Annotated in this window: 19 protein-coding genes and 1 pseudogene; 2 read left to right on the top strand and 18 right to left on the bottom strand. The window is 66.2% G+C overall.

Annotated elements, in window-relative coordinates:
* Positions 1–86: 86 nt before the first annotated feature.
* From nusB to H290_RS0121345, 3 genes are all read right to left on the bottom strand, one after another.
* Positions 87–557: a transcription antitermination factor NusB gene (gene nusB / locus H290_RS0121355; protein ID WP_020108874.1), complete on the bottom strand. Its 471-nt coding sequence runs from the start codon at positions 555–557 to the stop codon at positions 87–89.
* 5 nt (positions 558–562) lie between these two features.
* The gene (gene efp / locus H290_RS0121350; protein WP_020108873.1) at positions 563–1,126 is read right to left on the bottom strand and encodes an elongation factor P; all 564 of its coding nucleotides are present in this window, start codon (positions 1,124–1,126) and stop codon (positions 563–565) included.
* 73 nt (positions 1,127–1,199) lie between these two features.
* Complete coding sequence (locus tag H290_RS0121345) at positions 1,200–2,315, bottom strand: Xaa-Pro peptidase family protein (RefSeq protein WP_036519820.1); 1,116 nt, start codon at positions 2,313–2,315, stop codon at positions 1,200–1,202.
* 117 nt (positions 2,316–2,432) lie between these two features.
* On the opposite strand from H290_RS0121345, the gene H290_RS0121340 reads away from it, so the two are divergent.
* The gene (locus H290_RS0121340; protein WP_020108871.1) at positions 2,433–2,918 is read left to right on the top strand and encodes a B-4DMT family transporter; all 486 of its coding nucleotides are present in this window, start codon (positions 2,433–2,435) and stop codon (positions 2,916–2,918) included.
* An 81-nt stretch (positions 2,919–2,999) separates the two neighbouring features.
* On the opposite strand, the gene aroB is transcribed toward H290_RS0121340, so the two are convergent.
* The 14 genes from aroB to H290_RS31290 form a co-directional block, all read right to left on the bottom strand.
* Positions 3,000–4,115, bottom strand: a complete 1,116-nt coding sequence (aroB, locus tag H290_RS0121335) for a 3-dehydroquinate synthase (RefSeq protein WP_020108870.1) — start codon at positions 4,113–4,115, stop codon at positions 3,000–3,002.
* Complete coding sequence (locus H290_RS0121330) at positions 4,112–4,651, bottom strand: shikimate kinase (protein WP_028463497.1); 540 nt, start codon at positions 4,649–4,651, stop codon at positions 4,112–4,114. Before H290_RS0121330 ends, aroB begins: the two co-directional genes overlap by 4 nt.
* Positions 4,648–5,838: a chorismate synthase gene (aroC, locus tag H290_RS0121325; protein WP_020108868.1), complete on the bottom strand. Its 1,191-nt coding sequence runs from the start codon at positions 5,836–5,838 to the stop codon at positions 4,648–4,650. The genes H290_RS0121330 and aroC overlap by 4 nt, the downstream gene beginning before the upstream one ends.
* 53 nt (positions 5,839–5,891) lie before the next feature.
* Positions 5,892–6,293, bottom strand: coding sequence for a prepilin peptidase (locus H290_RS0121320; protein WP_020108867.1), 402 nt, complete (start codon positions 6,291–6,293; stop codon positions 5,892–5,894).
* Positions 6,294–6,395: 102 nt separating this feature from the next.
* Positions 6,396–7,217 (bottom strand): shikimate dehydrogenase, encoded by an 822-nt coding sequence (locus tag H290_RS0121315; RefSeq protein ID WP_020108866.1) that lies wholly within the window; start codon positions 7,215–7,217, stop codon positions 6,396–6,398.
* Positions 7,217–8,869: an endolytic transglycosylase MltG gene (mltG, locus tag H290_RS0121310; RefSeq protein ID WP_020108865.1), complete on the bottom strand. Its 1,653-nt coding sequence runs from the start codon at positions 8,867–8,869 to the stop codon at positions 7,217–7,219. Before mltG ends, H290_RS0121315 begins: the two co-directional genes overlap by 1 nt.
* A complete protein-coding gene (gene ruvX, locus H290_RS0121305) occupies positions 8,866–9,318 on the bottom strand; it encodes a Holliday junction resolvase RuvX (RefSeq protein WP_020108864.1) in 453 nt (150 codons plus the stop codon). Before ruvX ends, mltG begins: the two co-directional genes overlap by 4 nt.
* A complete protein-coding gene (gene alaS / locus H290_RS0121300; RefSeq protein ID WP_020108863.1) occupies positions 9,315–11,978 on the bottom strand; it encodes an alanine--tRNA ligase in 2,664 nt (887 codons plus the stop codon). Before alaS ends, ruvX begins: the two co-directional genes overlap by 4 nt.
* A gap of 137 nt (positions 11,979–12,115) precedes the next feature.
* Positions 12,116–13,495 carry a replication-associated recombination protein A gene (locus tag H290_RS0121295; protein WP_020108862.1) on the bottom strand — a complete coding sequence of 460 codons (1,380 nt, stop codon included), beginning with the start codon at positions 13,493–13,495 and terminating at the stop codon, positions 12,116–12,118.
* 9 nt (positions 13,496–13,504) lie between these two features.
* The gene (locus H290_RS0121290) at positions 13,505–14,653 is read right to left on the bottom strand and encodes a phosphotransferase family protein (protein WP_020108861.1); all 1,149 of its coding nucleotides are present in this window, start codon (positions 14,651–14,653) and stop codon (positions 13,505–13,507) included.
* Positions 14,654–14,709: 56 nt separating this feature from the next.
* Entirely contained in the window at positions 14,710–15,639 is a 930-nt protein-coding gene (locus H290_RS0121285) for a transglutaminase family protein (RefSeq protein WP_020108860.1), read from the bottom strand.
* The gene (locus H290_RS0121280; protein WP_081631676.1) at positions 15,640–18,264 is read right to left on the bottom strand and encodes a circularly permuted type 2 ATP-grasp protein; all 2,625 of its coding nucleotides are present in this window, start codon (positions 18,262–18,264) and stop codon (positions 15,640–15,642) included.
* Positions 18,265–18,341: 77 nt separating this feature from the next.
* Entirely contained in the window at positions 18,342–21,992 is a 3,651-nt protein-coding gene (locus H290_RS0121275) for a DUF2126 domain-containing protein (RefSeq protein ID WP_020108858.1), read from the bottom strand.
* A gap of 37 nt (positions 21,993–22,029) precedes the next feature.
* A complete protein-coding gene (locus H290_RS31290) occupies positions 22,030–22,197 on the bottom strand; it encodes a hypothetical protein (RefSeq protein WP_155976977.1) in 168 nt (55 codons plus the stop codon).
* Between the two features lie 246 nt (positions 22,198–22,443).
* Between H290_RS31290 and H290_RS0121265 the strand changes: the two genes are divergently transcribed.
* The gene (locus H290_RS0121265) at positions 22,444–23,724 is read left to right on the top strand and encodes a saccharopine dehydrogenase family protein (RefSeq protein ID WP_020108856.1); all 1,281 of its coding nucleotides are present in this window, start codon (positions 22,444–22,446) and stop codon (positions 23,722–23,724) included.
* 48 nt (positions 23,725–23,772) lie between these two features.
* Here H290_RS0121265 and H290_RS32090 read toward each other — a convergent pair.
* Positions 23,773–24,032, bottom strand: a pseudogene (locus H290_RS32090) (IS3 family transposase); the annotation flags it as partial.

Genomic DNA, 24,032 nt, shown 5'->3' with positions numbered 1-24,032 from the left:
GGCGGTCGATATCACTACCGCCCACCATCGCAATTTCACCGCAAACATTATCAGGCCGACTCCGGACTTCGGCGATCGCGGTGGATTCACGCCTCCGGAGTTTGTGGCTCCTGTGTCTCGAGTGACGCCCGCACCTGGGGCGCCAGCAGCACAACCCGGCCCAGCACGCCGTTCACGAATGCCGGCGAATCGTCCGTGGACAGTTCTTTGGCCAGCTCGACGGCCTCGTCGACCACCACCATCGTGGGGACATCGGTGGTGTTGAACAGCTCCCAGGTGGCCAGCCGCAGGATGGCGCGGTCGACTGCGGGCAGTCGCGGGAGCGTCCACTCGTTCAGGTGAGACGAGATCACCGCGTCGATCTGTGCGGTGTCACCGGCGATGCCCTCGATGATCAGGGCGGTGTAGTCGTTGATCTTGCCGACGCTGTCGTCGGTGATCGCCAGCTCGCGGCGCTGCGTGATCAGATCGACGGGCGAGCAGTTCTTGACCTCTGCCTCGAACAGCAGATCGACGGCACGCTTGCGTGCCTTGTGTCGGGTACCGGGTTTTTTCACCAGCGTCAGGCGTTGACGCGGCCGAGGTAGCTGCCGTCGCGCGAGTCGACCTTCAGCTTGTCCCCGGTGTTGATGAACAGCGGAACCGCGATTTCTGCGCCGGTCTCGAGCGTGGCGGGCTTGGTGCCGCCGGTGCTGCGATCACCCTGGACACCGGGGTCGGTCTGCGCGACGAGGAGCTCGACCGTGACCGGGAGCTCGACGTAGAGCGGCACACCCTCATGGGTGGCGACCTGCACCTTCATGTTTTCCAGCATGAACTTGGCGCCGTCACCGACCGTCTCCGGGCTGACGTTGAGCTGCTCGAAGTTCTCGCCGTCCATGAAGACGAAATCCTGGCCGTCGTTGTAGAGGTAGGTCATGTCGCGGCGGTCGACCGTTGCGGTCTCGACCTTCACACCGGCGTTGAACGTCTTGTCGACGGTCTTGCCCGACAACACGTTCTTGATCTTGGTTCGGACAAACGCCGGACCCTTGCCGGGCTTGACGTGCTGGAACTCGAGGATCTGCCAGAGCTGACCCTCCATGTTCAGCACGAGGCCGTTTTTGAAATCCGAGGTGTTTGCCACGTTCTTGTTCTTCCTCTCGAGCCGAGGGCGGGGGTTCCCACTCGCAGCTGATGTGCTGTGCGCCGGAGCGCGGTCAGATGACGGTGAATGTCTTGTCGCTGGTGGTGAGCAGTTCGGGATCGCCGTCGCGGATCACGAGGGTGTCTTCGATCCTGACGCCACCTCGGCCCGGCAAGTAGATCCCGGGCTCCACGGTCACCGCTGCACCGCATGGCAGTGTACCCGTGCTCAGCGCGCCGATGGACGGCGCTTCGTGTATCTGCAGTCCGACGCCGTGCCCGAGGCCGTGCACGTAATAGTCACCGAAGCCGGCCTCGTCGATGATCGCCCGCGCGGTGGCATCGACGCCCACCGCCTCGACGCCGGGTTCGAGTGCTTCGCGGCCGGCCTTCTGTGCCAGCGCGACGATGTCGTAGATGTCACGCTGCCAGGACTCAGCCGATTCGAGCACATACGTACGCGTCATGTCGGAGTGATACCCGCCGACGACCGCACCGAAGTCGATCTTCAACAGGTCGCCCGAGCTCAGTTCGGCGTCTGTCGGCCGGTGATGCGGTACCGCCGAGTTCGCGCCGGTCGCCACGATCGTCTCGAAGGAGACCGCTTCGGCACCCCGCTCGAACATCGCCCATTCCAGGGCCCGGGCAACCTTGCGCTCGGTGTTCCCCGGGACCAGGACCCCGGCGGCGATGATGTCGGCGAGCGCCAGGTCGGCGGCCTGGCAGGCAGTGCGGATCTGCTCCACCTCGAACTCGTCTTTGACGATGCGCAGCTCTTCGACGAGTGGTGCCACCGGGACCAGCGTCTCGGAGCCGGCGAGCAGCGGCAGCAGGCGCTGATGGGTCGCCACCGTCACCACGTGCTGCTCGAATCCGATCCGGGCACCCGAACCGGCCAGGTATTCGATCAGAGCCCGCGGGCAGTCGCGATTGATGATCGAGGTCAGATCCGGGGCCTGTTCGGCGACCTGGGTGATGTAGCGACCGTCCGTCGCGATCCGGTCGTCGCCCGCCGCGGTGATCACCACCCCGCCGTTCGAACCGGTGAATCCGGTCAGATAGCGCACGTTGACCAGATCAGTGATCAGCAGGGCGTCGACGCCGGCGCCGTCGAGCATTGCGCGCAACCGGTCACGACGCGCTGATTCCGCAGTTGGTCCGAGGTCGGTGACCACTCGTTCAACAGTCATGAATTCCAGGCTAGTGGAGTTGCCGGGACGCGCGCGGTCCCGTGAACACTTCGGACACCGTGTTCGTTTTTGTGGGCACTGCCACATGAACACGTTCCACATCGGTAGTCTGCTCACATGGTTGCGTGGTTGTTACGTGGTTTGGTGATGTCGGCGGTGCACATCGGTGCCCGGGTCCTGTTGGGGCTGGCCATTGTGGCCTGGCCTCTGGAGACGAACTACTGGAAGACGATCGCCATTGCCGGCGTCGTTCTGGTGGCGCTGATCTGGGGTGGTATCGACGGCCTGATCGACGGCCGCGCGCATCCCGATCCCGACGACTACGACGATCTCACCATGCGCTGGCTCAAGGCCGGACTCCTCACCGGACTCATCAGTGCGGTCGTCTGCTGGGTGCTCGGCAACTGGGTGATGTCCGGTATCGGCGAGAACTCGCTGGCCATCGAGATCTTTGCCGGCGGTTCGTTCACAACCCTGCTGGTGTTCGTCCCCGCCCTGGTCGGCGCTGCGGTCGGCCGGTTGCTGACCCGTCGGCAGCACCGCAAGAACGAGGCCAAGCAGGACGACAACTACTACCGGGAAGACGCCCGCACCGCCTCCTAGACGAGCCACTTATACGAAGACGAGCCACGTGTATGTGGCTCGTCTTCGTATTTCCGGCTCGTTTGTGGGTCGGGCGGAGAACTAGAGCAGGACCGCCCCGTTGGTCGGTTCGTCTTTGGCCACGGTGGAGTACGCGGCCGCCAGCAGGGACGGATCCGGTGCCTCCAGGCGCCCTGGCTTGGCCAGGCCGTCGAGGACCACGAACCGCAACATGCCCGAACGGTTCTTCTTGTCCCCCGCCATGCCTTTGAGCAGGTCGGGCAGCGCGTCGGCGTCGTATCCGACCGGGAGCCCCACCGACTCGAGCACACTGCGGTGGCGGTCTGCGGTGGCGTCGTCGAGACGGCCGGCCAGGCGTCCGAGTTCGGCGGCGTAGACGAGCCCCACCGACACCGCGGCGCCGTGACGCCAGCGGTACTTCTCCCGGCGCTCGATGGCGTGCCCGAGTGTGTGCCCGTAGTTGAGGATCTCCCGCAACGATGATTCGCGCAGATCTGCCGCGACCACCTCGGCCTTGACCCGCACCGACCGCTCGATCAGTTCGGGCAGGACCGGACCGGTCGGGTCCAGGGCGGCCGCGGGATCGGCCTCGATGAGGTCCAGGATCACCGGATCGGCGATGAAACCGGTCTTGATGACCTCGGCCATCCCGGCGATGATCTCGTTGCGCGGCACGGTCTCCAGGGTCGCGATGTCGATGAGGACGGCCCGCGGTTCGTGGAACGATCCGACCAGGTTCTTGCCGGCCTCGGTGTTGATGCCGGTCTTGCCGCCCACGGCGGCGTCGACCATCGCCAGCAGCGTGGTCGGCACGTGGACCACCGGGATCCCGCGCATCCAGGTGGCGGCGACGAATCCGGACAGGTCGGTCGCGGCTCCCCCGCCCAGGGACACCACGACGTCGTTGCGCTTCATGCCGATCCGTCCGAAGACCTCCCAGCAGAACGAGGCGACGGACAGTTCCTTGCCGGCCTCGGCGTCGGGGATCTCCACACGGTGGGCGTTGAAGTTGTTCTCGTCCAGCGTCTTCCGGATGACCTCGGCGGTCTCGGCGAGCGTCGGCTGGTACAGGATCGCCACCGAATCGGCACCGGCGACCGCCTCGACGAGTTCGGTGAGCAGTCCGCGGCCGATGATGACCTCGTAGGGGCTCTCGCTGTTCACCGGTATGCGGATCGGTGTGGCTTGTTCGGTCACTGTGTGGCCTCCTGCTCGGTCAGTTGGGTGATGATCTTGTCGGCGACCACACGCTGATGTGGGTGCGCGTCCACAACAAAGGTGGCGGCGTCGCGATAGATCGGATCGCGCCTCGCCAGCAGATCTCGATACACCTGCTTTGGGTTGTCCGCCTTCAACAGTGGGCGGTTGGAGTTCGCGACCCGCGAAAAACCTTGGTCGGCACCGACTCTGAGGTAGACGACCGGATGTCCGGCGAGTAGGTCGCGGGTGGCCTGCGACAGGACGGCTCCACCGCCCAGTGACAGCACACCGGTGACGGTGCGCAGCAGATCGGCCACCACCTGGCGTTCATAGTCACGGAACACCTCTTCACCGTCGGCGAAGATCTCCGGGATCGTCCGGCCGCTGCGTCGCTCGATCTCGACGTCGCTGTCTTTCCACTCGCATCCCAGGACGCGCGCCAGTTGTTGTCCGACCGTGCTCTTGCCCGAGCCCATGAACCCGATCAGAACCACCCGAGGGCCGCGCGCATCGGTCAGACCCGACCCCGTCACGACGAAGGCAGGTGTGCGGCCACACGCTTGAGGTAACCGGCCAGGTTGTCCCCGGTTTCGACGGCCGAATCGCCACCGAACTTCTCCAATGCCGCCTGTGCCAGCACCAGGGCCACCATCGACTCCGCGACCACACCGGCTGCCGGGACCGCACACACGTCGGAGCGCTGGTGGATGGCCGTGGCCTGTTCACCGGTGGTCATATCCATAGTCGAAAGTGCTTTCGGCACAGTGGAAATCGGCTTCATCGCGGCGCGGACGCGGATGAACTCACCGTTGGTCATACCGCCTTCGAGCCCACCTGCCCGGTTGGTCGAGCGCACGGCGCCGCCGGGACCGGGGACCATCTCGTCGTGTGCGGCGCTGCCGCGACGACGGGCGGTCTCGAAGCCGTCGCCGACCTCGACACCCTTGATGGCCTGGATGCCCATGAGCGCGCCGGCCAACCGCGAATCGAGTCGTCGGTCGCCGCTGACGTGCGAGCCCAGACCGATGGGAACTCCGGTCACGACGACCTCGACAACGCCACCGAGGGTGTCGCCATCGCGTTTCGCGGCTTCGATCTCCGCGATCATCGAGGCCTCGGCCTCGGTCGAGTAGGCCCGAACCGGGCTGGCGTCGATCTGCTCGAGGTCCGAGTAGACCGGGGCCGCACCGACATAGGGATCGGAGGCACCGATCGAGATCACGTGCGAGAGCACCTCGATACCGAGGACCTGCCGCAGGAAGTTGCGGGCAACCGTGCCGATCGCCACGCGCGCGGCGGTCTCACGGGCGCTGGCCCGTTCGAGGACCGGACGGGCGTCGTCGAAGCCGTACTTCAACATGCCCGAGTAGTCGGCGTGACCGGGCCGGGGCCGGGTCAGCGGAGCATTGCGGGCGACGCCTTCGAGCTCTTCGGCGGGGACCGGATCGGCAGACATCACTGTCTCCCACTTGGGCCATTCGGTGTTGCCGACCTCGATGGCGACCGGGCCGCCCATCGTCAAGCCATGGCGGACACCACCGACCAGGGTGACCTTGTCGGCCTCGAACTTCATCCGCGCACCCCGGCCGTAGCCGAGACGGCGGCGGGCCAATTGCTCGGCAACCTGTGACGAGGTCACCTCGACACCGGCCACCATCCCTTCCAGGACGGCTACCAGTGCGGGACCATGGGATTCTCCGGCAGTACTCCAGCGCAACACACGTCGATTGTTCCACGCCCATCAACCTGACCTGCGATCAGATCCCCGGCTTGTCACCAGATCCCGCAGCAGAGCGCCGCAGACGCACACAGAGCCGGTCCATGCGCCTGGATGTGCGACCGACGACCTCCGCCACCGCAGATCAGGGCCTGCCCGACCGTCAGCACCTGCGCACACAGCACCAGCAGCGCTGCGGTGCCCACGGATCCCGCCATCGCGCCGACAACCGCGGCCAACTTCACATCACCACCACCGCAGCCACCGAACCAGAATGCGACGACGTAGATGCCACCGGCCATGAGCAGGCCACCGCCGGCGTCCGGCGCGATCGTCACCCCCACCACGGCGCCGAGGACACCCGGAAGGACGACGTTGTTCGGTAGTCGTCGCGTCCGCACGTCGGCACCGGCCAGCGCCACGAACCACAACCCGACGAGCCCGACCACCAGCTGCATTCACCCACCTTCGCGCAGCACGACCTGCGCTCAGTGACATCGGCGATCCGTTTGTGGATGGACGCGGACTGTGTGGAGAACGCGCGCCGGTGGTGTCCGGTTTCAGTCGAGGGCGGCGGCCATCACGGACAACGGCGCCTTCATGCCGGTGAACTGTTCCACCTGTCCGAGCGCCTGATTCAGGAGCATCACGAGCCCACCGACAACAACGCCACCGGCCTCGGAGACGGCCGCGGCGAGCGGGGTCGGCCACGGGCTGTAGATGACGTCGAACAGACGGGTTGCGGGTGCCAGTGTCGCGGCGAGCGATTCGGCGGCCACCGCCGGCACCGTGTTCACCACCACCGCGGCCGTGGCGGCCCGATCGGAGAGTTCCGGGGTCGGTTCAAATGCCAGGACGTCGGTGGCCAGACCCAGCGCGTCGGCAACCGCGAGAACTTCCGCGGCGCGGACGCGGCTGCGCGCGACGATGCTGACATCGCCGATCCCGGCGCCGGCCAGCGCCGCCAGCACGGGCGCGGCGGTACCGCCCGCCCCGACGACAACTGCGTGATTCGACGCCGCCTCATCAATCTTCAACTCGGCCAGAGCTGCCGCCGCACCGTCGATGTCGGTGCAGTCGGCGCGCCAGCCGCCGGGCACCCGCACCAGCGTGTTCGCCGAACCCACGGCAACCGCACGGTCGGTGCGGTGATCGGCGAACTCGAGGGCGGCGCGCTTACCGGGCATGGTCACCGAGAACCCGACGTACTTCTCGTCGATCCCGGACACCAGGGCCGGCAGCTGCTCGGCAGTGCACTCGATGCGCTCGTAGGTCCAGTCGGTGAGCCCCAGCGCGCGATAGGCGGCCAGATGCAGCGCCGGCGATTTCGAGTGTGCGACCGGTGATCCGAGGATCGCGGCGGCCCTGCCCTCCCCCGTCATCAGCAGTTGGTCTGGAGGATCGCGTTGTCGCACGCCTGCTGGCGATTGCGCTTGTGCTGTTCGTAGTCCTCGGTGAACAACGTGGTCCCCTCCCGATCGACCGTGACGAAATACAACCAGTTGCCGGCCGGTGGGTCGAGGGTCGCCTGCAGCGCTTCCTGCCCGACCGCACCGATCGGGGTGATCGGTAAACCCTTCTGCTGGTAGGTGTTCCACTTCGTGGCCGCCGTGAAGTCGTCGCCGGCGACGTCGATGTTCTGTACGGCCGAGGTGTAGTTGACCGTCGAGTCCATTTGCAATGCCTGATCGTCGGCGAGCCGGTTCACGATGACCCGGGCAACCTTCGGATAGTCGGCGGCGGTGTTGACCTCACGTTCGACGATCGAGGCCGCCACCAGCGTCTGGTATGGGGTCAGACCCGTGGACGTGGTGCCCGATTCCGGCAGACCCCACTGTGCGAACAGGGATGCGCTCCGCGAGATCAGGTAGTTCAGCGTCTGCACCGGTGTGAGTCCGGGGTCGATCATCTCCCACGATGTCGGTGCGATCAGACCCTCGATCCGTCGATGATCACCCGCGAGCGCCGACACGGGGTCGAGCGCCCACGCCGGGACACCCAGTTCCTCCGGTGTGGCGGTCGCGGCGGCCTGTGCCAGATCCTCGACCGTGGAGCCTTGCTTCACACCGTTGAGATCGACGGTGGTGGCCTCGGCGACCCGCGCGAAAATGCCAGGAGTGGTCTTGCCGTCGATACCCACCTTGCTGTCGAGCTGCAGACCCTCGGGGATCACCACGCGGCCGACCCGGTTCTCCATGTCGGTCAGCATCGCCACGGCGGTTTCTGCCGGGATCTGCGTCCGAAGTTTGTAGAAGCCCGGCGAGATCGGCTGGTTGCCGGCCTCGGTCGTGAAGGCGCCGACGCTGGCGACCACGTCGTTCTCATCGAGGATCTGGCCAACGGTGGTCAGTGTCGCGTCCTGCGGGATCGACACGAGAACGTCCGAGGTGCCGGCGACGTTGGTGTAGTCCTCGTCGTCGGACCCGAAGAAGCCGACGATGCGCAGTCCGGCATAGCCGATGCCGCCGACCAGCGCCAGCATGAAGATGAGGGCGGCCGAGACCACGATCAGCTTCCGCTTCCTGCGGCGCGCTGCCGCGGCGGCGGAGCGTTTGGGCGAACGGCCACCGGAAGGCCGGCCACCGACCGCCTCGTGGCGGCGGGTGTACTCGGCACGCCCGGGATCGACATAGGGTGCCCGCGCGTCATGCCTGGGGTCCGGGTCGTAGGCCCGGGGATGTATCGGCTCCGGCGCCGTCCGAGCAGGGGCCTGGTGTGGCGGGTTCTGCTCGGGTGCGATCTGCCGGGATGGTGGCCGCGATGATGTCGGAAGCGGAGGTGCCACCGCCTGTGAGGTGTCTGGTTGCGGCTCCCACAGCGGTTCCGCAGCCGGAGGTGGTGGCTGCGGCGAACGGTGTCCGGCTGCCGGATCACGCGGCGGGATCACCTCGGGTCCGCGCCGGCGACCCGGCGACGTTCCGTCTCCCTGAGTGAAGTACCTCAGACGGTCGGCGTCGTAGGGGGTATCGGCACGCCGGCGGCGGCGTCCCGGTCCTACGTCGGCCCGACGATCGTCGGATCGGTCGTCACTCACCTATGGCCTTCCTGACTCGCCTGCAGATCCAGCCAATTCTGCAGGATCGCCGTGGCAGCAGCCTGATCGATCACAGATTTCTGGGATTTCGCCCGAACGCCGGACGAACGAAGCGCCTGTTGCGCGGTCACCGTGGTCAAACGTTCATCGGAGTAGACCACCGGTACCGGTGCGATGCGCGCTGCCAGCGCGGAACCGAAGTCGGTGGCGAGCACGGCCGCGTGACCGTGCTCGTCCCGCAACGTCTTCGGCAGGCCGACGATCACGCCCACGGCCTCGTATTCCGCCACGATCTCGGTGATCCGACGCAGATCGGCGTCACCTTTGGGTGTGCGGGCGACAGTCTCGACCGGGGTGGCCAGGATCCCGTCCGGATCGCAGGAGGCCACACCGATGCGGACACTGCCGACATCGATGGCTATGCGGCGCCCTCGCGGCGTCAACGTCATCGAGCCGAGCCGACCAGTTCACGCAGCCGAACCAGTGCCGAATCGATACCCTTGGCGTCACTGCCGGAACCCTGTGCCAGGTCCGGCTTTCCGCCTCCGCGGCCCGACACCAGCGGCGCCAGATCGCGAACCAGATCGCCGGCCTTGATCCCGGCGTCGCGGGCTGCCGCGGTGGTCGCGACGGCGAACGGCACCTTGTCGCCGGATGCCGAGAACAGCACCACCACAGCATTGTCCGAGCCGACGCGTCCGCGCAGGTCTGCGGCCAGTGTTCGCAGGTCACCGGCGTCCATACCGTCGAGTTTTCCGGCCACGACCAGGACGTCGCCGACACGCGTCGCCTCGTCGATCAGCGAGCCCACCGAGGCCTTCGCCGCGTCGGCCCGCATCTTCTCGATCTGCTTCTCGGCTTCTTTGAGCTTGGTGACCAGGGACTCCACCCGGCCGGGCACCTGGTCGCTCGGCACCTTCAGCGAGGTGGCCAGCCCGGCCAGAAGGGCGCGTTCCTTGGCCAGGTAACGGTACGAGTCGAGGCCGACGTACGCCTCGACGCGTCGCACACCGGAACCGACCGACGACTCACCGAGCAAAGTGACCGGGCCGACCTGCGCCGACGAACCGACATGGGTTCCACCACACAGCTCCATCGAGAACGGTCCACCCATCTCGACCACTCGCACGACGTCGCCGTAGTTCTCGCCGAAGAGCGCCAGCGCGCCCATCGCCCTGGCGTCGTCGATGCCGGTCTCGAACGTGTTGACGGGGTAATTGGCCTCGACCGCGGCGTTGGTGATCTCTTCGATCTCCGTGCGCTGTGCCTCGGTCAACGCACCCTGCGACGCGAAGTCGAACCGCAGGTAACCGGGCCGATTGAGTGAACCCGCCTGCGTCGCAGTCGGTCCGAGCACCTGGCGGAGTGCGGCACCCACGAGGTGGGTACCGGAGTGGCCCTGGGTGGCGCCGTGCCGCCAGGCGGCGTCGACCTGGGTGAGGACCACGTCGCCCTCGGCGATCTCGCCCTCGTCGATGACGGCCCGGTGCAGCCAGACCGACTTGCCGACCTTCTGAACGTCTTTGACCGTGAGCCGCAGGCCCGACGAGGTGGTGATGGTACCGATGTCAGCGATCTGGCCGCCGGCCTCGGCGTAGAGGGGGCTGCGGTCGAGGATGACCTCGATCTCCTGACCGGCGACGGCGCTCCGCACGCGCTGCCCATCCGCGACCAGACCCAAAACCTTTGATTCCGAGGTGAGTTCGTCGAATCCGGTGAACACGGTCGGTCCACGATCGAGGAACTCGCGGTACACACTGAGGTCGGCGTGACCCGACTTACGGGCGGTGGCATCGGCTTTCGCGCGCTGCCGCTGCTCGGTCATCAGCACTTTGAACCCGTCCTCGTCCACCGACAGTCCGGCCTCGGCGGCCATCTCCAGTGTGAGGTCGATCGGGAACCCGTACGTGTCGTGCAGGGCGAATGCATCTTTGCCGCTGATCCGCGTGGCGCCGGAGGCCTTGGTGGTCTCGGCGGCGTCGTCGAACAGCCGGGATCCGGCGGTCAGGGTCTTGAGGAAGGCATCTTCCTCACCCACCGAGAGGCTGACGATCCGGGCTCGCTGATCGGCGAGTTCGGGGTACGACGCGGTCATCGTGTCGATGACAGCCTCGACGAATTCCTTCATCGCAGCGCCGGTGGCTCCGAGGAGCCGGACCGAACGCACGATGCGCCGCAACAGGCGGCGCAGTACGTAGCCGCGGCCGTCGTTGCCGGGGGTGATGCCGTCGGCGATCAGCATCACCGCGGTGCGGGCGTGGTCGGCGATGACGCGGAACCGCACCGAGTCGGCCGGGTCGGCGCCATAGGTACGGCCGGTCAGCCGTTCGGCGACACCGATGACCGGGGCCAGCAGGTCGGTCTCGTAGACGTTGTCGACATCCTGCAGGATGCAGGCGACACGTTCGATGCCCATGCCGGTGTCGATGTTCTGCTTCGGCAGCGGTCCGAGGATCTCGTAGCCGTCCTTGCCACCGCCGGGACCCCGCTCGTTCTGCATGAAGACCAGGTTCCAGATCTCGATGTAGCGGTCTTCGTCGGCCTCGGGGCCGCCCTCGATGCCGTATTCGGGTCCGCGGTCGTAGAAGATCTCCGAGCACGGACCACACGGCCCGGGTACACCCATCGACCAGTAGTTGTCTTTCATGCCGCGCCGCTGGATCCGCTCGGCGGGCACACCGATCTCGTCACGCCAGATCGCGAAGGCCTCGTCGTCATCGAGGTACACCGTCGGCCACAGACGCAGGGGGTCGATGCCGAAACCACCGTCGTCGACGGGGTTGGTCAGCAGAGTCCAGGCGAAACCGATCGCTTCGCGCTTGAAGTAGTCGCCGAACGAGAAGTTGCCTGCCATCTGGAAGAACGTGTTGTGCCGGGTGGTGATGCCCACTTCCTCGATGTCGAGGGTGCGGACACACTTCTGGATGCTGGTGGCCCGCACGTACTGCGGCGTCTGCTCGCCGAGGAAGTACGGCTTGAACGGCACCATGCCGGCGTTGACGAAAAGGAGATTCGGATCGTCGAGGATCAGGGACGCGCTCGGCACCTCGACGTGTCCGGCCTTGATGAAGTGATCCAGGAACCTCTTCCTGATCTCATGCGTCTGCACTGACTGTCCTCACTCTTTGACTCCACCTGGTTGTCCAGGCCCAACTACGTCCGTCGCATTCAACGTGACTAACCCACACTACTGGCAAGGCGATGCCCGAGTCGCACCGCGAGACCAGACAAACCCGACTCCGGGGTTCAGCGACGCCCGCGGATGATGTTGCGCAGGCGACCGAGGCGCGGACCGATGTCACGCTCGCGACCGCGATCGGTGGGCTCGTAGTAGTCGACGCCGACCAGTTCGTCGGGTGGGTACTGCTGTGTGAGCACACCATCGGGGGCGTCGTGCGGGTATCGGTAGCCCACGGCGTTGCCGAGTTTCGCCGCACCCGCGTAATGGCCGTCGCGCAGGTGGGGCGGAACCGAGCCCGCCTTCCCGCCTTCGACATCAGCGATCGCCGCCCCGATGGCCGTGACCACCGCCGCCGACTTCGGTGCGGTGGCCAGATGAATCGTGGCCTGCGCCAAGGCAAGCCGGGCCTCGGGCATCCCGATCAACTGCACGGCCTGCGCGGCCGCCGTGGCCGTCTGCAATGCGGTCGGGTCGGCCATGCCGATGTCTTCGCTGGCATGGACAACCAAGCGGCGGGCGATGAACCTCGGGTCCTCCCCCGCGCTGATCATCCGGGCCAGATAGTGCAGGGCCGCATCGACGTCGGAACCGCGGATCGACTTGATGAACGCGCTGGTGACGTCGTAATGCTGATCACCCCCGCGGTCGTAACGCACGGCGGCCCGGTCGACGGCGGATTCGACGTAGGCCAGCGTGACGACCGCCGGCCCCTCCCCGTCGGCGTCGACATCCGAGAGCACCGCATCGGCGGCGGCCTCGAGAGCGGTGAGGCCACGCCGGGCGTCTCCGCCGGAGATCTTCTCGAGATGGTCGAGCGCGTCGTCGTCGATGGTGACCGCACCGCCGAGGCCACGCGGATCAGATGCCGCCCGCACCAACAACTTTCGGATGTCGGCGTTGCTCAGGGAACGCAGTTGCAATACCAGCGATCGGGACAGCAGCGGGGCCACCACCGAAAACGACGGATTCTCGGTGGTCGCGGCGACCAGCAGCACGATCCGGTTCTCGACCGCGTCGAGCAGCGCATCCTGCTGGGTCTTGGAGAACCGGTGGACCTCGTCGATGAACAGCACGGTCTGGGTACCGGAGATGAGGCGCCGGCGCGCGGCATCGATCACCGCACGGACTTCCTTCACACCGGACGACAACGCCGACAGCGCCTCGAAGCGGCCACCCGCGGCGGTCGAGATCAGGGATGCCATCGTCGTCTTGCCGGTGCCGGGAGGACCGAACAACAGAACCGAGGCGGCGCCCGACCCGTCGATAAGTCGGCGCAGCGGAGACCCCGCTTCGAGCAGATGTTCCTGTCCGACAATCTCTTCGAGCGTTGCCGGCCGCATGCGGACGGCCAGCGGTGCACCTGCTGCCGGGCGGGCCAGACCGCCGGTGACCGGATCAGGTGGTGCGACGGGAGTATCGAACAGGCCGCTCTGATCAGTGGTCATCGGGCGACGTCAGTGCAGCCAGGACGAATCCAGCGCCTGACCGACCGAATCGGCGAAGCCGGCGAGCGCGGGTTCGCCGGCCCGACGGGCGGCGTCGGCCAGCGCTGTCCACCGATCCACGATCACGCGGGGATCCGAGGTGCTCAGCGCCAGGCCATGAGCTTCGTCGTCCCGGCCGACATCGGTGTCGTCGACCGGCAACATCCACATCGTCGACAGCCACACCCACGCCAGCCGCGCCACCACGGCCTTGCGGGCCAGTTCACGGTCCGAACCCAGGCTCGGCCAGATCGCCTGCACCTCGGAGCGCCATGCATCGAGCATCCGGGTCTCGAGATCCACCCGGGCGGCCGCCGAACCCGGCGACAACCACGGCGCAAACGTCACCAGTGCGTACGCGATGTCGAGGGTGGCGTCGCGGAAACCACCCCACTCGTAGTCGAGGAACCGCACGCCGTCGTCGTTGATCAGGATGTTCTCGGGGCCCACGTCCGACGGGCTGAACGCCCGGTGGTCACCTTCGCCGAACAGGTCACGCGCGGCGTCGAGCGCATCCTGGACACCCTGGTCGAACGTCAGTCCCAGCATCTCTGTGACCACCTTGGGCGCCGAGTCCACCGCGGCCTCGAACTGGCTCCGCAGCGCGTCGACGGCGATACCCTCGGCGCCCTGGCGCAACAGCGCCGCGAAATCGTTCTCGCCACCGACCGTGGCCGAGTGCATCCGCCCCAGTGCCTGTCCCCAGGCGCTGACGGAGTTGCCGACCGCAGCGGTGTCGTTGGAGCTCAGCAATTCTGTCATCGAACGGCCGTCACCGAGGTCGCTGAGGACCAGGACCCGGGATGCCAGATCGAAGGCGATCAGGGCCGGGCCCGGTCGCGATTCCGTCGGGAGTGCGTTGGCGTATTTGTACGAGGCGACCTCGCGGTAGAAAGACGCACCCGAGGCGGTGTCCCCGTCGCCGAGGACCTTGATCACCAGCGTGCGATCAGCCGAAAATGGATTCTTCGCGACTCGAACCCGCAGAACCTGGGTACGACCGCTGCCACCCAGATCAAGGGGTTCGGCTAAGGACACGGGGGAGCCGGCACGAGCGGCCAGAAGCCGCTCAGCTGCCTGCACCGCGCCGGTTTTCTGGCTATCGGCAAGAACAGTCATCCCTTACAACCTACCCAAGTACGTAGGACCCGAATTACATCCATAGGAAATGAGCTTCAATTTTCCGGCGCGACATCCACAGCGACGTCGATTTTACTCTTCCGGGATTCGGTATAGATAACTCCTCGCAGCGGTGGCACATCGTCGTAATCGCGGCCCCAGGCGACCGTGACATGGCGCTCGTCGACGAGTTTGTCGTTGGTGGGGTCGAAGGCGATCCAGCGATCCCCCGGAAGCCACACCGCGGCCCACGCATGCGACGCGTCGGCACCGAAGATCCGCTCGCGTCCGGGGGGCGGGTCGGTGGCCAGATATCCCGAGACATACCGCGCGGCGAGCCCCTGCGACCGGAGACACGCGATCGCAACCCGGGCGAAGTCCTGACACACGCCCTCCCGACGCTCCAGGACCGTGTCGACCTTGGTACTGATCGCCGTGGACCCCGAACGGTAGGTGAAATCACGGAAGATACGGCTGGTGAGCGCCAGAACGACGTCGAGCAGGGGTGCCCCGGGTGTGAAGATCGACGACGCGTACCGGACGACCGCGGGACTGATCTCGGGTGGGTACAGGTCGAGGCGGAACTCGACCGCACGAGCGCCGTCCGGACCGGTCGGCCGGGCCGATTCCCAGGGAGCCCGCGCCGCCGCCGAGTTGAGCAACTCCTGATCCAGCGGATCCACCTCCACCGTCGACACACCGGTCACCTCGAGGCGCCGATGCGGGGTACGGACGTGGAAGTAGTTGTCGTAATTGCCGTAGATGTCGACGCCCGTCGATCGGTCCGATGGCTCGGGATCGATGGTGATCGCGCTGTCGATCACTCGCTGACCGGGCAGGTCGCGTGGCTGCAGATGGCAGCGGCCGTAGCTGCTGCTGACCACGTCGTCGTAGTCGTAGCGGGTCCGGTGCGTGACCCGGTATCGACGTGATGCCCCCTCCACCAGATTTGTATAGGGCCGTGATTGTCCGTCGGGCGTGTTCACTTACATCCCCTCCGATCCGGCACCCCAGAGTGGTTGCATGTCAACCGGATGAGCAAGTCTGGTGCGCCCGAGCACATCCGAGATCTCCCGGAGCCCGGTGTCCAGGGTGCGCATCAGTTCGGCCAACTCCACGCGCTTCCCCCCGGCTCCGATCGAGGCCAGATCCGCCGGGTCGACACGGCGCAGCTCGGACACCAGATCCTCGACGACGCGCTCGGCGGCCACGGAACGGACATTGGCCGGCAGTGCGGTCAGATCGTCGCGCAGCGTCTGCAGTTGATAGATCATCGCCCGCGGGTTGCCCTCGTCGAACAACATCAGTGTGGCCACCGAACCGAGCCGGACGATGCCCCGGTTGCGGCGGCGGTAGGTGATTACCGACTCGCTGGCCGACAGATAGGCCTCCAGCAGACCCTGTTCGGTGTCGGCGTCGTACTGCGGCACGAAGATCGCCGAGGTCAGTCCCGCCAGCATCTGCGCGCGCTCGACACGGCGGCCGATGTCCATGAACAGCCAGCCCGGGTCGTGCACCATCGACTCGGCCTGCAGCCCGGCCAAGGCCAGGAGTCCGTGCAGGATGTCGTCGTGCGCTCGGCCGAGTTCGGAACCGTCGCTCTCGGTGTCCTCACTCGTGCCGGTCAGAGGTGCGGTACCCAGTTCGTTCAGTGCCCGGTCGATGGCGCCGAGCACCATCCACGTGCTCGTCGACAGCTGGTCACGGACCGCGCGGGCCAGTTGCTGCAGGCGGTCGACCGCAAAGGCGACCGAACCCGGGGTCCGCCGGGCACCGGTCATCATGTGCAACCGCGCGGTTGCCGCGAGGACTTCGTCGGGCTCCGGGGCCTTGCCGCTGTCGAAATCGCGGAGGCCGCGGGCGCCTTGCAGCACCGCCTCGTTGCCGGACGCTGACGCAACTGCGCTCAGGAACAACGGGATCGACGCGGTGCCAGTCATCCAGGGCCGGTACCGGTAGTCCTCGTAACGCTCGCGGGCGACCTTGACCATCCTGGTGGTCAGTTCGGCCCGCTCTCCGTACCGGCCGAACCAGAACAGATCGGACAATACGCGCGGCGAGCTGACCACCGGGTCGGAACTCGCCGGGATCGGGATCGAACCGGGCCCGGCGACGATGATCGGGCCACTTCGATCCCCCGACTCCTCCACCCGGACCTGGCCGGCGGCCGGTTCCACGGTGGTCACCCAAACATCTTTTCCGGCAACCGAAGTCATCGCCGAACCGGCGGCACCTTCGGCGAGCACCTGGCCGAGCCCGCCGGGCAGGACCGCGTATCCCGAGCCCTGCGCGACACTGAACGAGCGAATGCCCACCGGGGCGGCACGCAACGGCGAACCGGCGGTACGCGATCGGTACGGGCTGGGAGTGGAGGACGGCGCCACCGAAAACCGTTCCAGGACACGGCCCACCCACTGCCACGGCTCGGTGGCGATGCGGGCGCGCAGTGTGTCGATCGCACCGGTGCTCAGCATCGGTCCGGAGAACTCTTCGCCGGTACGGAAGTTCGTGATGGCCAGCTGCGGAAGATCGGCCAGCAACTTGGTTCGTTCGAGATCGTTTCCGGCCCAATATGATTGCACTGAGTTCAGCAACAGGTCCTCACCGAGGAGGTGTTTGCTGACCGCGGGCAGGACCGTGTGCAGCGCCGGATTTTCGAGCACCCCGCTGCCGAGTGTGTTGAGGACGGTCACCGTACCGCGCGAGACGGCCTCCACCAGACCCGTGACGCCGAGCCGGGAATCGGTACGCAGGTCCAGTGGATCGGAGTAGTCGGAATCGACTCGGCGGATGATCACGTCGAGTCGCTTGAACGTACCCAGCGACCGCATGTAGACCGTCCCGTCGCGGACCACCAGGTCGGCGGCCTCCACCAGGGGAAAGCCGAGGATCGACGCCAGGTACGCCTGGTCGAAGGCGGTCTCCGACAGCGAACCCGGGGTCAAGACGGCAACGGTGGGTTCCTCGATGCCCTGTGGTGCGTATTCGAATGTCGCCAACCGGACCGTCGCCGCAAACGCGGACATCGGCCGCGGGACACAGCGCTGCAACAGGCGCGGGAACGCCCGCGACATGAGCTGACGGTCGGCCAGCGCATAACCGATACCCGACGGCGCCTGAGCGCGATCGGAGTAGACCAGATGCTCACCGCTCGGGACCCGGCCGATGAGGCAGGCATGCATGAACAGCATGTGGGAGCGCACCTGCGGAAAACGCGATGCCTTGCGGACATAACCGGGATGTCCGTAGATCATCTCCGGTGGCACCAGCCCCGACATGATCACCGTCTGGTCGGCGTACACATCCGACAGCAACGCATCGAGCACCCGGGCCCGTTGTTCTATGCCCTTCTCGAGCAGCTGCCATTGCGAGCCGTCGAACAGCAGCGGCACGCAGTCGAGCTCCCAGCGCCGCTGCTGCGTGGAATTCCCTGTCGGGGCGTTGTAGGTGATGCCGTCGTCGTCGACGAGAGTTCGCACCCGCTGATCGGCCTGCCGCAGCCCGGCGTCGGCCATCCGCTCGAGTCCGTCGACGAGACCGGACCACTGGCCGCGCACCGCGCCGGTGTTGTCGAACAGCTCGTCGAAGGGTCCGGACGGTGATCCGGGCATCGCCGAGAGATCGAATAATCCGTACCGGTCAGACCGGTATCGGTCCAAAACCCCGGTGGGTTCAATCGTAGGCAATGTCACCGAAGAACTGTACGTGCTCGCCGCAGATCCAAAATCATCGGCACGCCGGAATCGGTCGCCAGCCTGGCCTGATATTCGCGGAGCTTGGCCGTGTCGACGGTGCCGGTCTGATGTCCGGTCGCCGCAAAACGCCCGTTGCGGCGAGCTTCGGCCTCCACCGCATTCACCGGCGGACGCTCGTAGGCCAGACCACCGGGATGGATCACGTGATAGGTCGCACCGCCAACGGAACGCCCGTTGTGTGTGTCGACGAGGTCGAAGACCAGCGGGCTGTCGATGGTGATCGTCGGATGCAGGGCACTCGGCGGCTGCCAGGCCCGGAAACGGATCCCGGAGACGGACTCCCCCGCCCGGCCCGTCGGGGCCAGCGGGACCGGTACGCCGTTGCAGGTGAGGATGAACCGGTTCGTGTCGCCACCGAGCATCCGGACCTGCACGCGCTCGATCGACGAGTCGACGTATCGGGCGGTGCCACCGAACGCGGACTCCTCGCCGAGGACGTTCCAGGGTTCGATCGCGCCCCGCAACTCGATCTCCACGTCGCGGATGTGCACCGTGCCCAGTCGCGGGAAGCGGAACTCGGTGAACGGGGCCAGCCAGGCGGTGTCGAAGTCGTACCCGGCGTCACGAAGATCTTCGGCGACGTTGCTGATGTCGTCGATCACGTAGTGCGGCAACAGGTGCCGGCCATGGAGGTCGGCGCCGTGGCGCTGCAGCCGGGCCCGGTAGGGCTTGTCCCAGAACCACGAGACCAGACTGCGGACAAGCAACGACTGCACCATCGCCATCTGGTGATGTGGCGGCATCTCGAAGCCGCGAAGCTCGAGCAGCCCGAGTCGGCCCCGCGTCGAGTCCGGGCTGTACATCTTGTCGATGCAGAATTCCGCGCGGTGGGTGTTGCCGGTGATGTCTGTCAGCAGGTGCCGCAGCGCCCGGTCGGTCACCCATGGCAGGTGGTGATCGGTGTTGCCGGCGGCGGTCTCTTCGCTGATGCGATCGATCTCCGCAAAGGCGACCTCGAGTTCGTAGAGCGAGCTCTCCCGGCCCTCGTCGACACGGGGTGCCTGCGAGGTGGTGCCGATGAACCGGCCCGAGAACAGGTACGACAGCGACGGATGCAGCTGCCAGTAGGTCAGCATCGAGACCAGCAGGTCCGGGCGGCGAAGCATCGGTGAATCGGCCGGGCGGATGCCGCCGAGCGTGATGTGGTTGCCGCCGCCGGTTCCGCCATGGCTGCCGTCGATGTCGAAGGACTCGGTGCCCAGTCGCACCCGGCGCGCCTGGTCGTAGAGGGTCTCGAGGAGTTCGGACTGTTCGACGAATGACGACGTCGGCTGAATGTTGACCTCGATGACACCCGGGTCGGGCGTGATCGTCATCGACGTCAGGCGCGGATCCGACGGTGGGCCATAGCCTTCGATGACAACGGGCTTACCCACCTCGGCGGCACTGCGCTCGACCATGTTGACCAGTTCGGCGAAGTCGTCGCCGGTCTCGGTCGGTGGCAGGAAGACGTAGAGGACGCCGTTGCGCTCCTCGGCCACGAGCGCGGTGACCGATCGGCCGGTCGGCTCGACCAGGTCGGCGGCGGTTTCGCCGTCATCGGCCGACGCCTGTGCGGCTGCTTCTGCCTCGGCTTTCGCCTTCGCTTCCGCGGCGGCCCGGGCCTTCTGCATCTCCGGGGTGATCCACAGTGGTTCACCATCGCCGGGCACACCGGTATCGCCCGACGACGTACCCGGGCGGGCACCGGGCAACGGCTCTCCGGCCATCCCCGTCCGCGGCATCACCGGCGCCGCGGCGGCAGGTGATTCCGCCGCCCACGGTGGCAACGAAAGCCCTTCCGCAGAGGTGAGATCGTCGAGCGGTTCGATGTCGAACGCGGTGGGGTCGGTCAGGAAGAACTGCATGTTCGGCTCCCAGAACAGAGCATCCAGGGGCAGTCGCAGACCCGCCGGCGAATTTCCGGGGCTGAGCACCAGGCGGCCACGCCGGGTCTTCCACAACGCACTCTGCCATCCGACGCCGTCCGGGGCGCGGTTGATCGGCATCACGTACGCGGTGGGACTGCTGACCGACGAATCAAGCTCGGCCAGAAGCCGTTTGCGCACCTGCGCCGAATCCTTGTCGGGCGTCAGATCGTCATCCGTCGCCTCGGCGGCCTCCGCTTCCTTGTCCGGCGGTGCACCGACCGGCAGCCGCACCAGTTCGGCGAGCCGCAGCAGCGGGTCCTCGTACGCCGGCATGACCTGCGAGTCAGGGAGTCGAAGTCGACCCGCCAACGCCGAGATGAACGCCTCGGGCCCCTTGGCGGTGGCCGGATCGGTGGGCCCGAGTCCACCCGGTGCCTGCCAATCCATGGTGGCCTGAGCGGCCTCCTTGGTCGGCCAGGGATCGTCGAGCAGATCGGGGTTGTTCCACAACGCTTTTCCGTCGGCGCGCCAGATCACATCGATCTGCCACCGCGGTAGCGGTTCGCCTGGATACCACTTGCCCTGGCCGCGCTGGACCAACCCGTTCGGCGCGTAGATCTTCTTCACCCGATCGGTCAGATCCGAAGCGAGAGAACGCTTGTGGGGTCCGTCGGCGTCGGTGAGCCATTCCGGGTCAACCTGGTTGTCCAGCGAGACGAACGTCGGCTCCCCGCCCACCGTGAGCCGGACATCACCGTCGCGCATCCGGGCGTCGAGGTTGGTTCCGAGATTGACGATCCGCTTCCATTGGTCGCCGGAGTAAGGGAGCGTGACGCGCGGATCCTCGTGGAATCGGGAGACCTCGTTCGAAAAGTCCATCACCGCATGGCATTTGCCGGTGGCACCGGTGATCGGTGCGGCTGCGCCCGGATGTGGGGTCGCGGCCAGCGGGATGTGACCCTCGCCGGCGAACAGGCCCGAGGTGGGATCCATGCCCACCCAGCCGGCGCCGGGGAGGTAGACCTCGGTCCAGGCGTGCAGGTCGGTGAAGTCGGCGTCAGGGCCGGACGGACCGTCGATCGCCTTGATGTCGGACGTCAACTGGACGAGGTAGCCGGAGACGAAGCGGGCCGCCAGACCGAGACGACGCAGGATCGCCACCAGCAGCCACGCGGAGTCGCGGCACGAGCCGACTCCGCTGTCGAGGGTGAATTCCGGCGCCTGCACACCGGCTTCGAGTCGCACCGTGTAGCGGACGTCGTCACGAACCGCCGAGATCAACTGGACGAGATAGTCGATGACGCGCATCTTCCCCGACGCGCGATGATCGTCGACCCATTTGGCCACCAACGGGTCTGCGCCCGGCGAATCCACCGGCCGCAGATAGACCTCGAGATCGCGACGCAGCTCCTCGGGGTATTCGAACCCGACGTGCTCCGCCCACTCCTCGATGAAGAAATCGAACGGGTTGATCGCAGTCAGATCGGCGACCAGGCCCACGGTGAAACTCAGAACCGTGGTCGGTTCCGGAAACACCAACCGCGCCAAGTAGTTGCTGAAAGCATCTTGTTGCCAGTTGAGGAAGTGATCGCCGGGCTCGACCTTCAGCGAGTATGCCTCGATAGGGGTCCTGGAGTGAGGCGCCGGACGGAGCCGCAGGACGTGCGGATAGACCTTCGTCAACCTGTCGAAGTTGTACGTGGTCCGATGCTCAAGTGCCACCTTGATTGTCAAGTAGCGATACCTCCGTGCGTGCCAAAAAACCAGAGTCCTAGTTCATCACAATCCGGGCCTCACCGCCGAATACATGATTTAGGCCACCTGCCAGCCATAGGTCGGGTCCGAACACCTCGTAGGCGATATCGGCCGCCGGAACACCGGCCTCGAGCAACTGGGGACGCATTGCCTGCATGAACGGGCTCGGTGCGTTCTCGGCCACCAGCACGGTGGCAAACGACGCGATCGCACCACCGACCGCGGGCAGCGTGGCCAGACATGGGTCCTACTGGACTCGAACCGGGCATCAGGATTTCGCGAGCATCGCCGGCGCGTGATTTGACGTCCACCGATCACCGACCGACAGTCGTGCGGACGACGAAATCGAGATCAATTGCGCGCCGACAACTTAGGCTGACCGGCAGACCCGCTGCACCCCCGTCCGGCAGTGGAACGGAGAGGCGAGACGATGCGGATTCTGTTGGTCGGAGCGGGCGGCGTGGGCGATGCGATCGCCAGGATCGCAGCGCGCCGCGACTTCTACGAGCTCATCGTTGTCTCCGACTACGACGCCGGCCGGGCCGAACGCACCGTCGCGTGGATCGCCGACAGACACGGCAGTACCGTTGCAGCCCGGTTCATCGCGGCGCAGATCGATGCCGGTGACGCGGCATCGGTGGCTGCACTGGCCCGCGACCATCAGATCACCCACGTGATGAACGCGGTCGAGCCGAAGTTCGTACCGACCATCTTCGACGGCGCGTTCGCGGCCAAAGCCCATTATGTCGACATGGCGATGAGTCTGAGTGCCCCACATCCTGACGAGCCATACGCGAAGACCGGCATCAAATTGGGTGACTACCAGTTCGAGAAAGCCGGCGAGTGGGAGACGGCCGGACTTCTCGCCCTGGTCGGGATGGGCGTGGAGCCCGGTCTGTCCGACATCTTCGCCAGATACGCGTGCGACCACCTCTTCGACACGGTCGACGAACTCGGTACCCGTGACGGCGCCAACCTCGTTGTCCGCGATTCCGACGGCAACGAGATATTCGCACCGAGCTTCTCCATCTGGACAACCATCGAGGAGTGCCTGAATCCTCCTGTCATCTACGACAAGGATCACGCCGAAGGCTGGTTCACCACACCGCCTTTCAGCGAACCCGAGGTGTTCGACTTCCCCGACGGGATCGGTCCGGTGGAGTGCGTGCACGTCGAGCACGAGGAGGTGTTGCTGATGCCCCGGTGGCTCGACGCGAAGCGGGTCACGTTCAAATACGGACTCGGCGCCGAGTTCATCGGCATCCTGCAAACCCTGCACCTGTTGAAACTGGATGCGGTGCAACCAATTCGGGTGCGATCACCGAAAGGCCCGGTGGAGGTTTCACCCCGCGATGTGGTGGCCGCGGCACTTCCCGACCCGGCGACTCTCGGCCCACAGATGACCGGGAAGACCTGCGCCGGAATGTGGGTCACCGGAACCAAGGACGGCCAGGCCAGGCAGGTCTACCTCTACCACGTATCCGACAACGAATGGACGATGACGGAATACGGATGCCAATGCGTGGTGTGGCAAACAGCACTGAACCCGGTGATCGCCCTGGAACTCCTGGCCGACGAAACCTGGTCCGGCGCCGGGGTTCTGGGACCCGAAGCGTTTGATTCGGTCCCCTTCCTCGACCTGATGAAAGCCGACCTCTCAGCAGGCGGTTACGACCAGCCATGGGGCCTCCGCGAGGAAATCCCGACCTGACGGCAAAACCACCCGTTCGGGGCAAACCCACCAGTTGCACGGTAGTTGTCAACCTGTCTGAGACAGGTGTGGGTTGATACCGGCGGTTGTCGGTAGTGGTGGTGGTTTCGGTGGTTGCCGGAACCGTTCGGGATGTTGGTTGTAGTAGTTGGCGAGGTGGCGCTGTCGTTGCTTGTGGGTAGCGGCAGCGCTGCCGGTGTGGACCTGTTCTGGGGTGTAGTAGTTCAGGCCGCTGTGGCGGTGCTCGGTGGCGTAGGCGCCTAGGAAGTGCGCTGTCCAGGTGCGGGCATGGTCGATGGTGTCGAATC

Origin of the sequence: Nocardia sp. 348MFTsu5.1 (assembly GCF_000383535.1) — a bacterium.
GTDB classification, from domain to species: Bacteria; Actinomycetota; Actinomycetes; order Mycobacteriales; family Mycobacteriaceae; genus Williamsia; species Williamsia faeni.
This window is presented reverse-complemented; position numbering and strand designations above follow the sequence as displayed.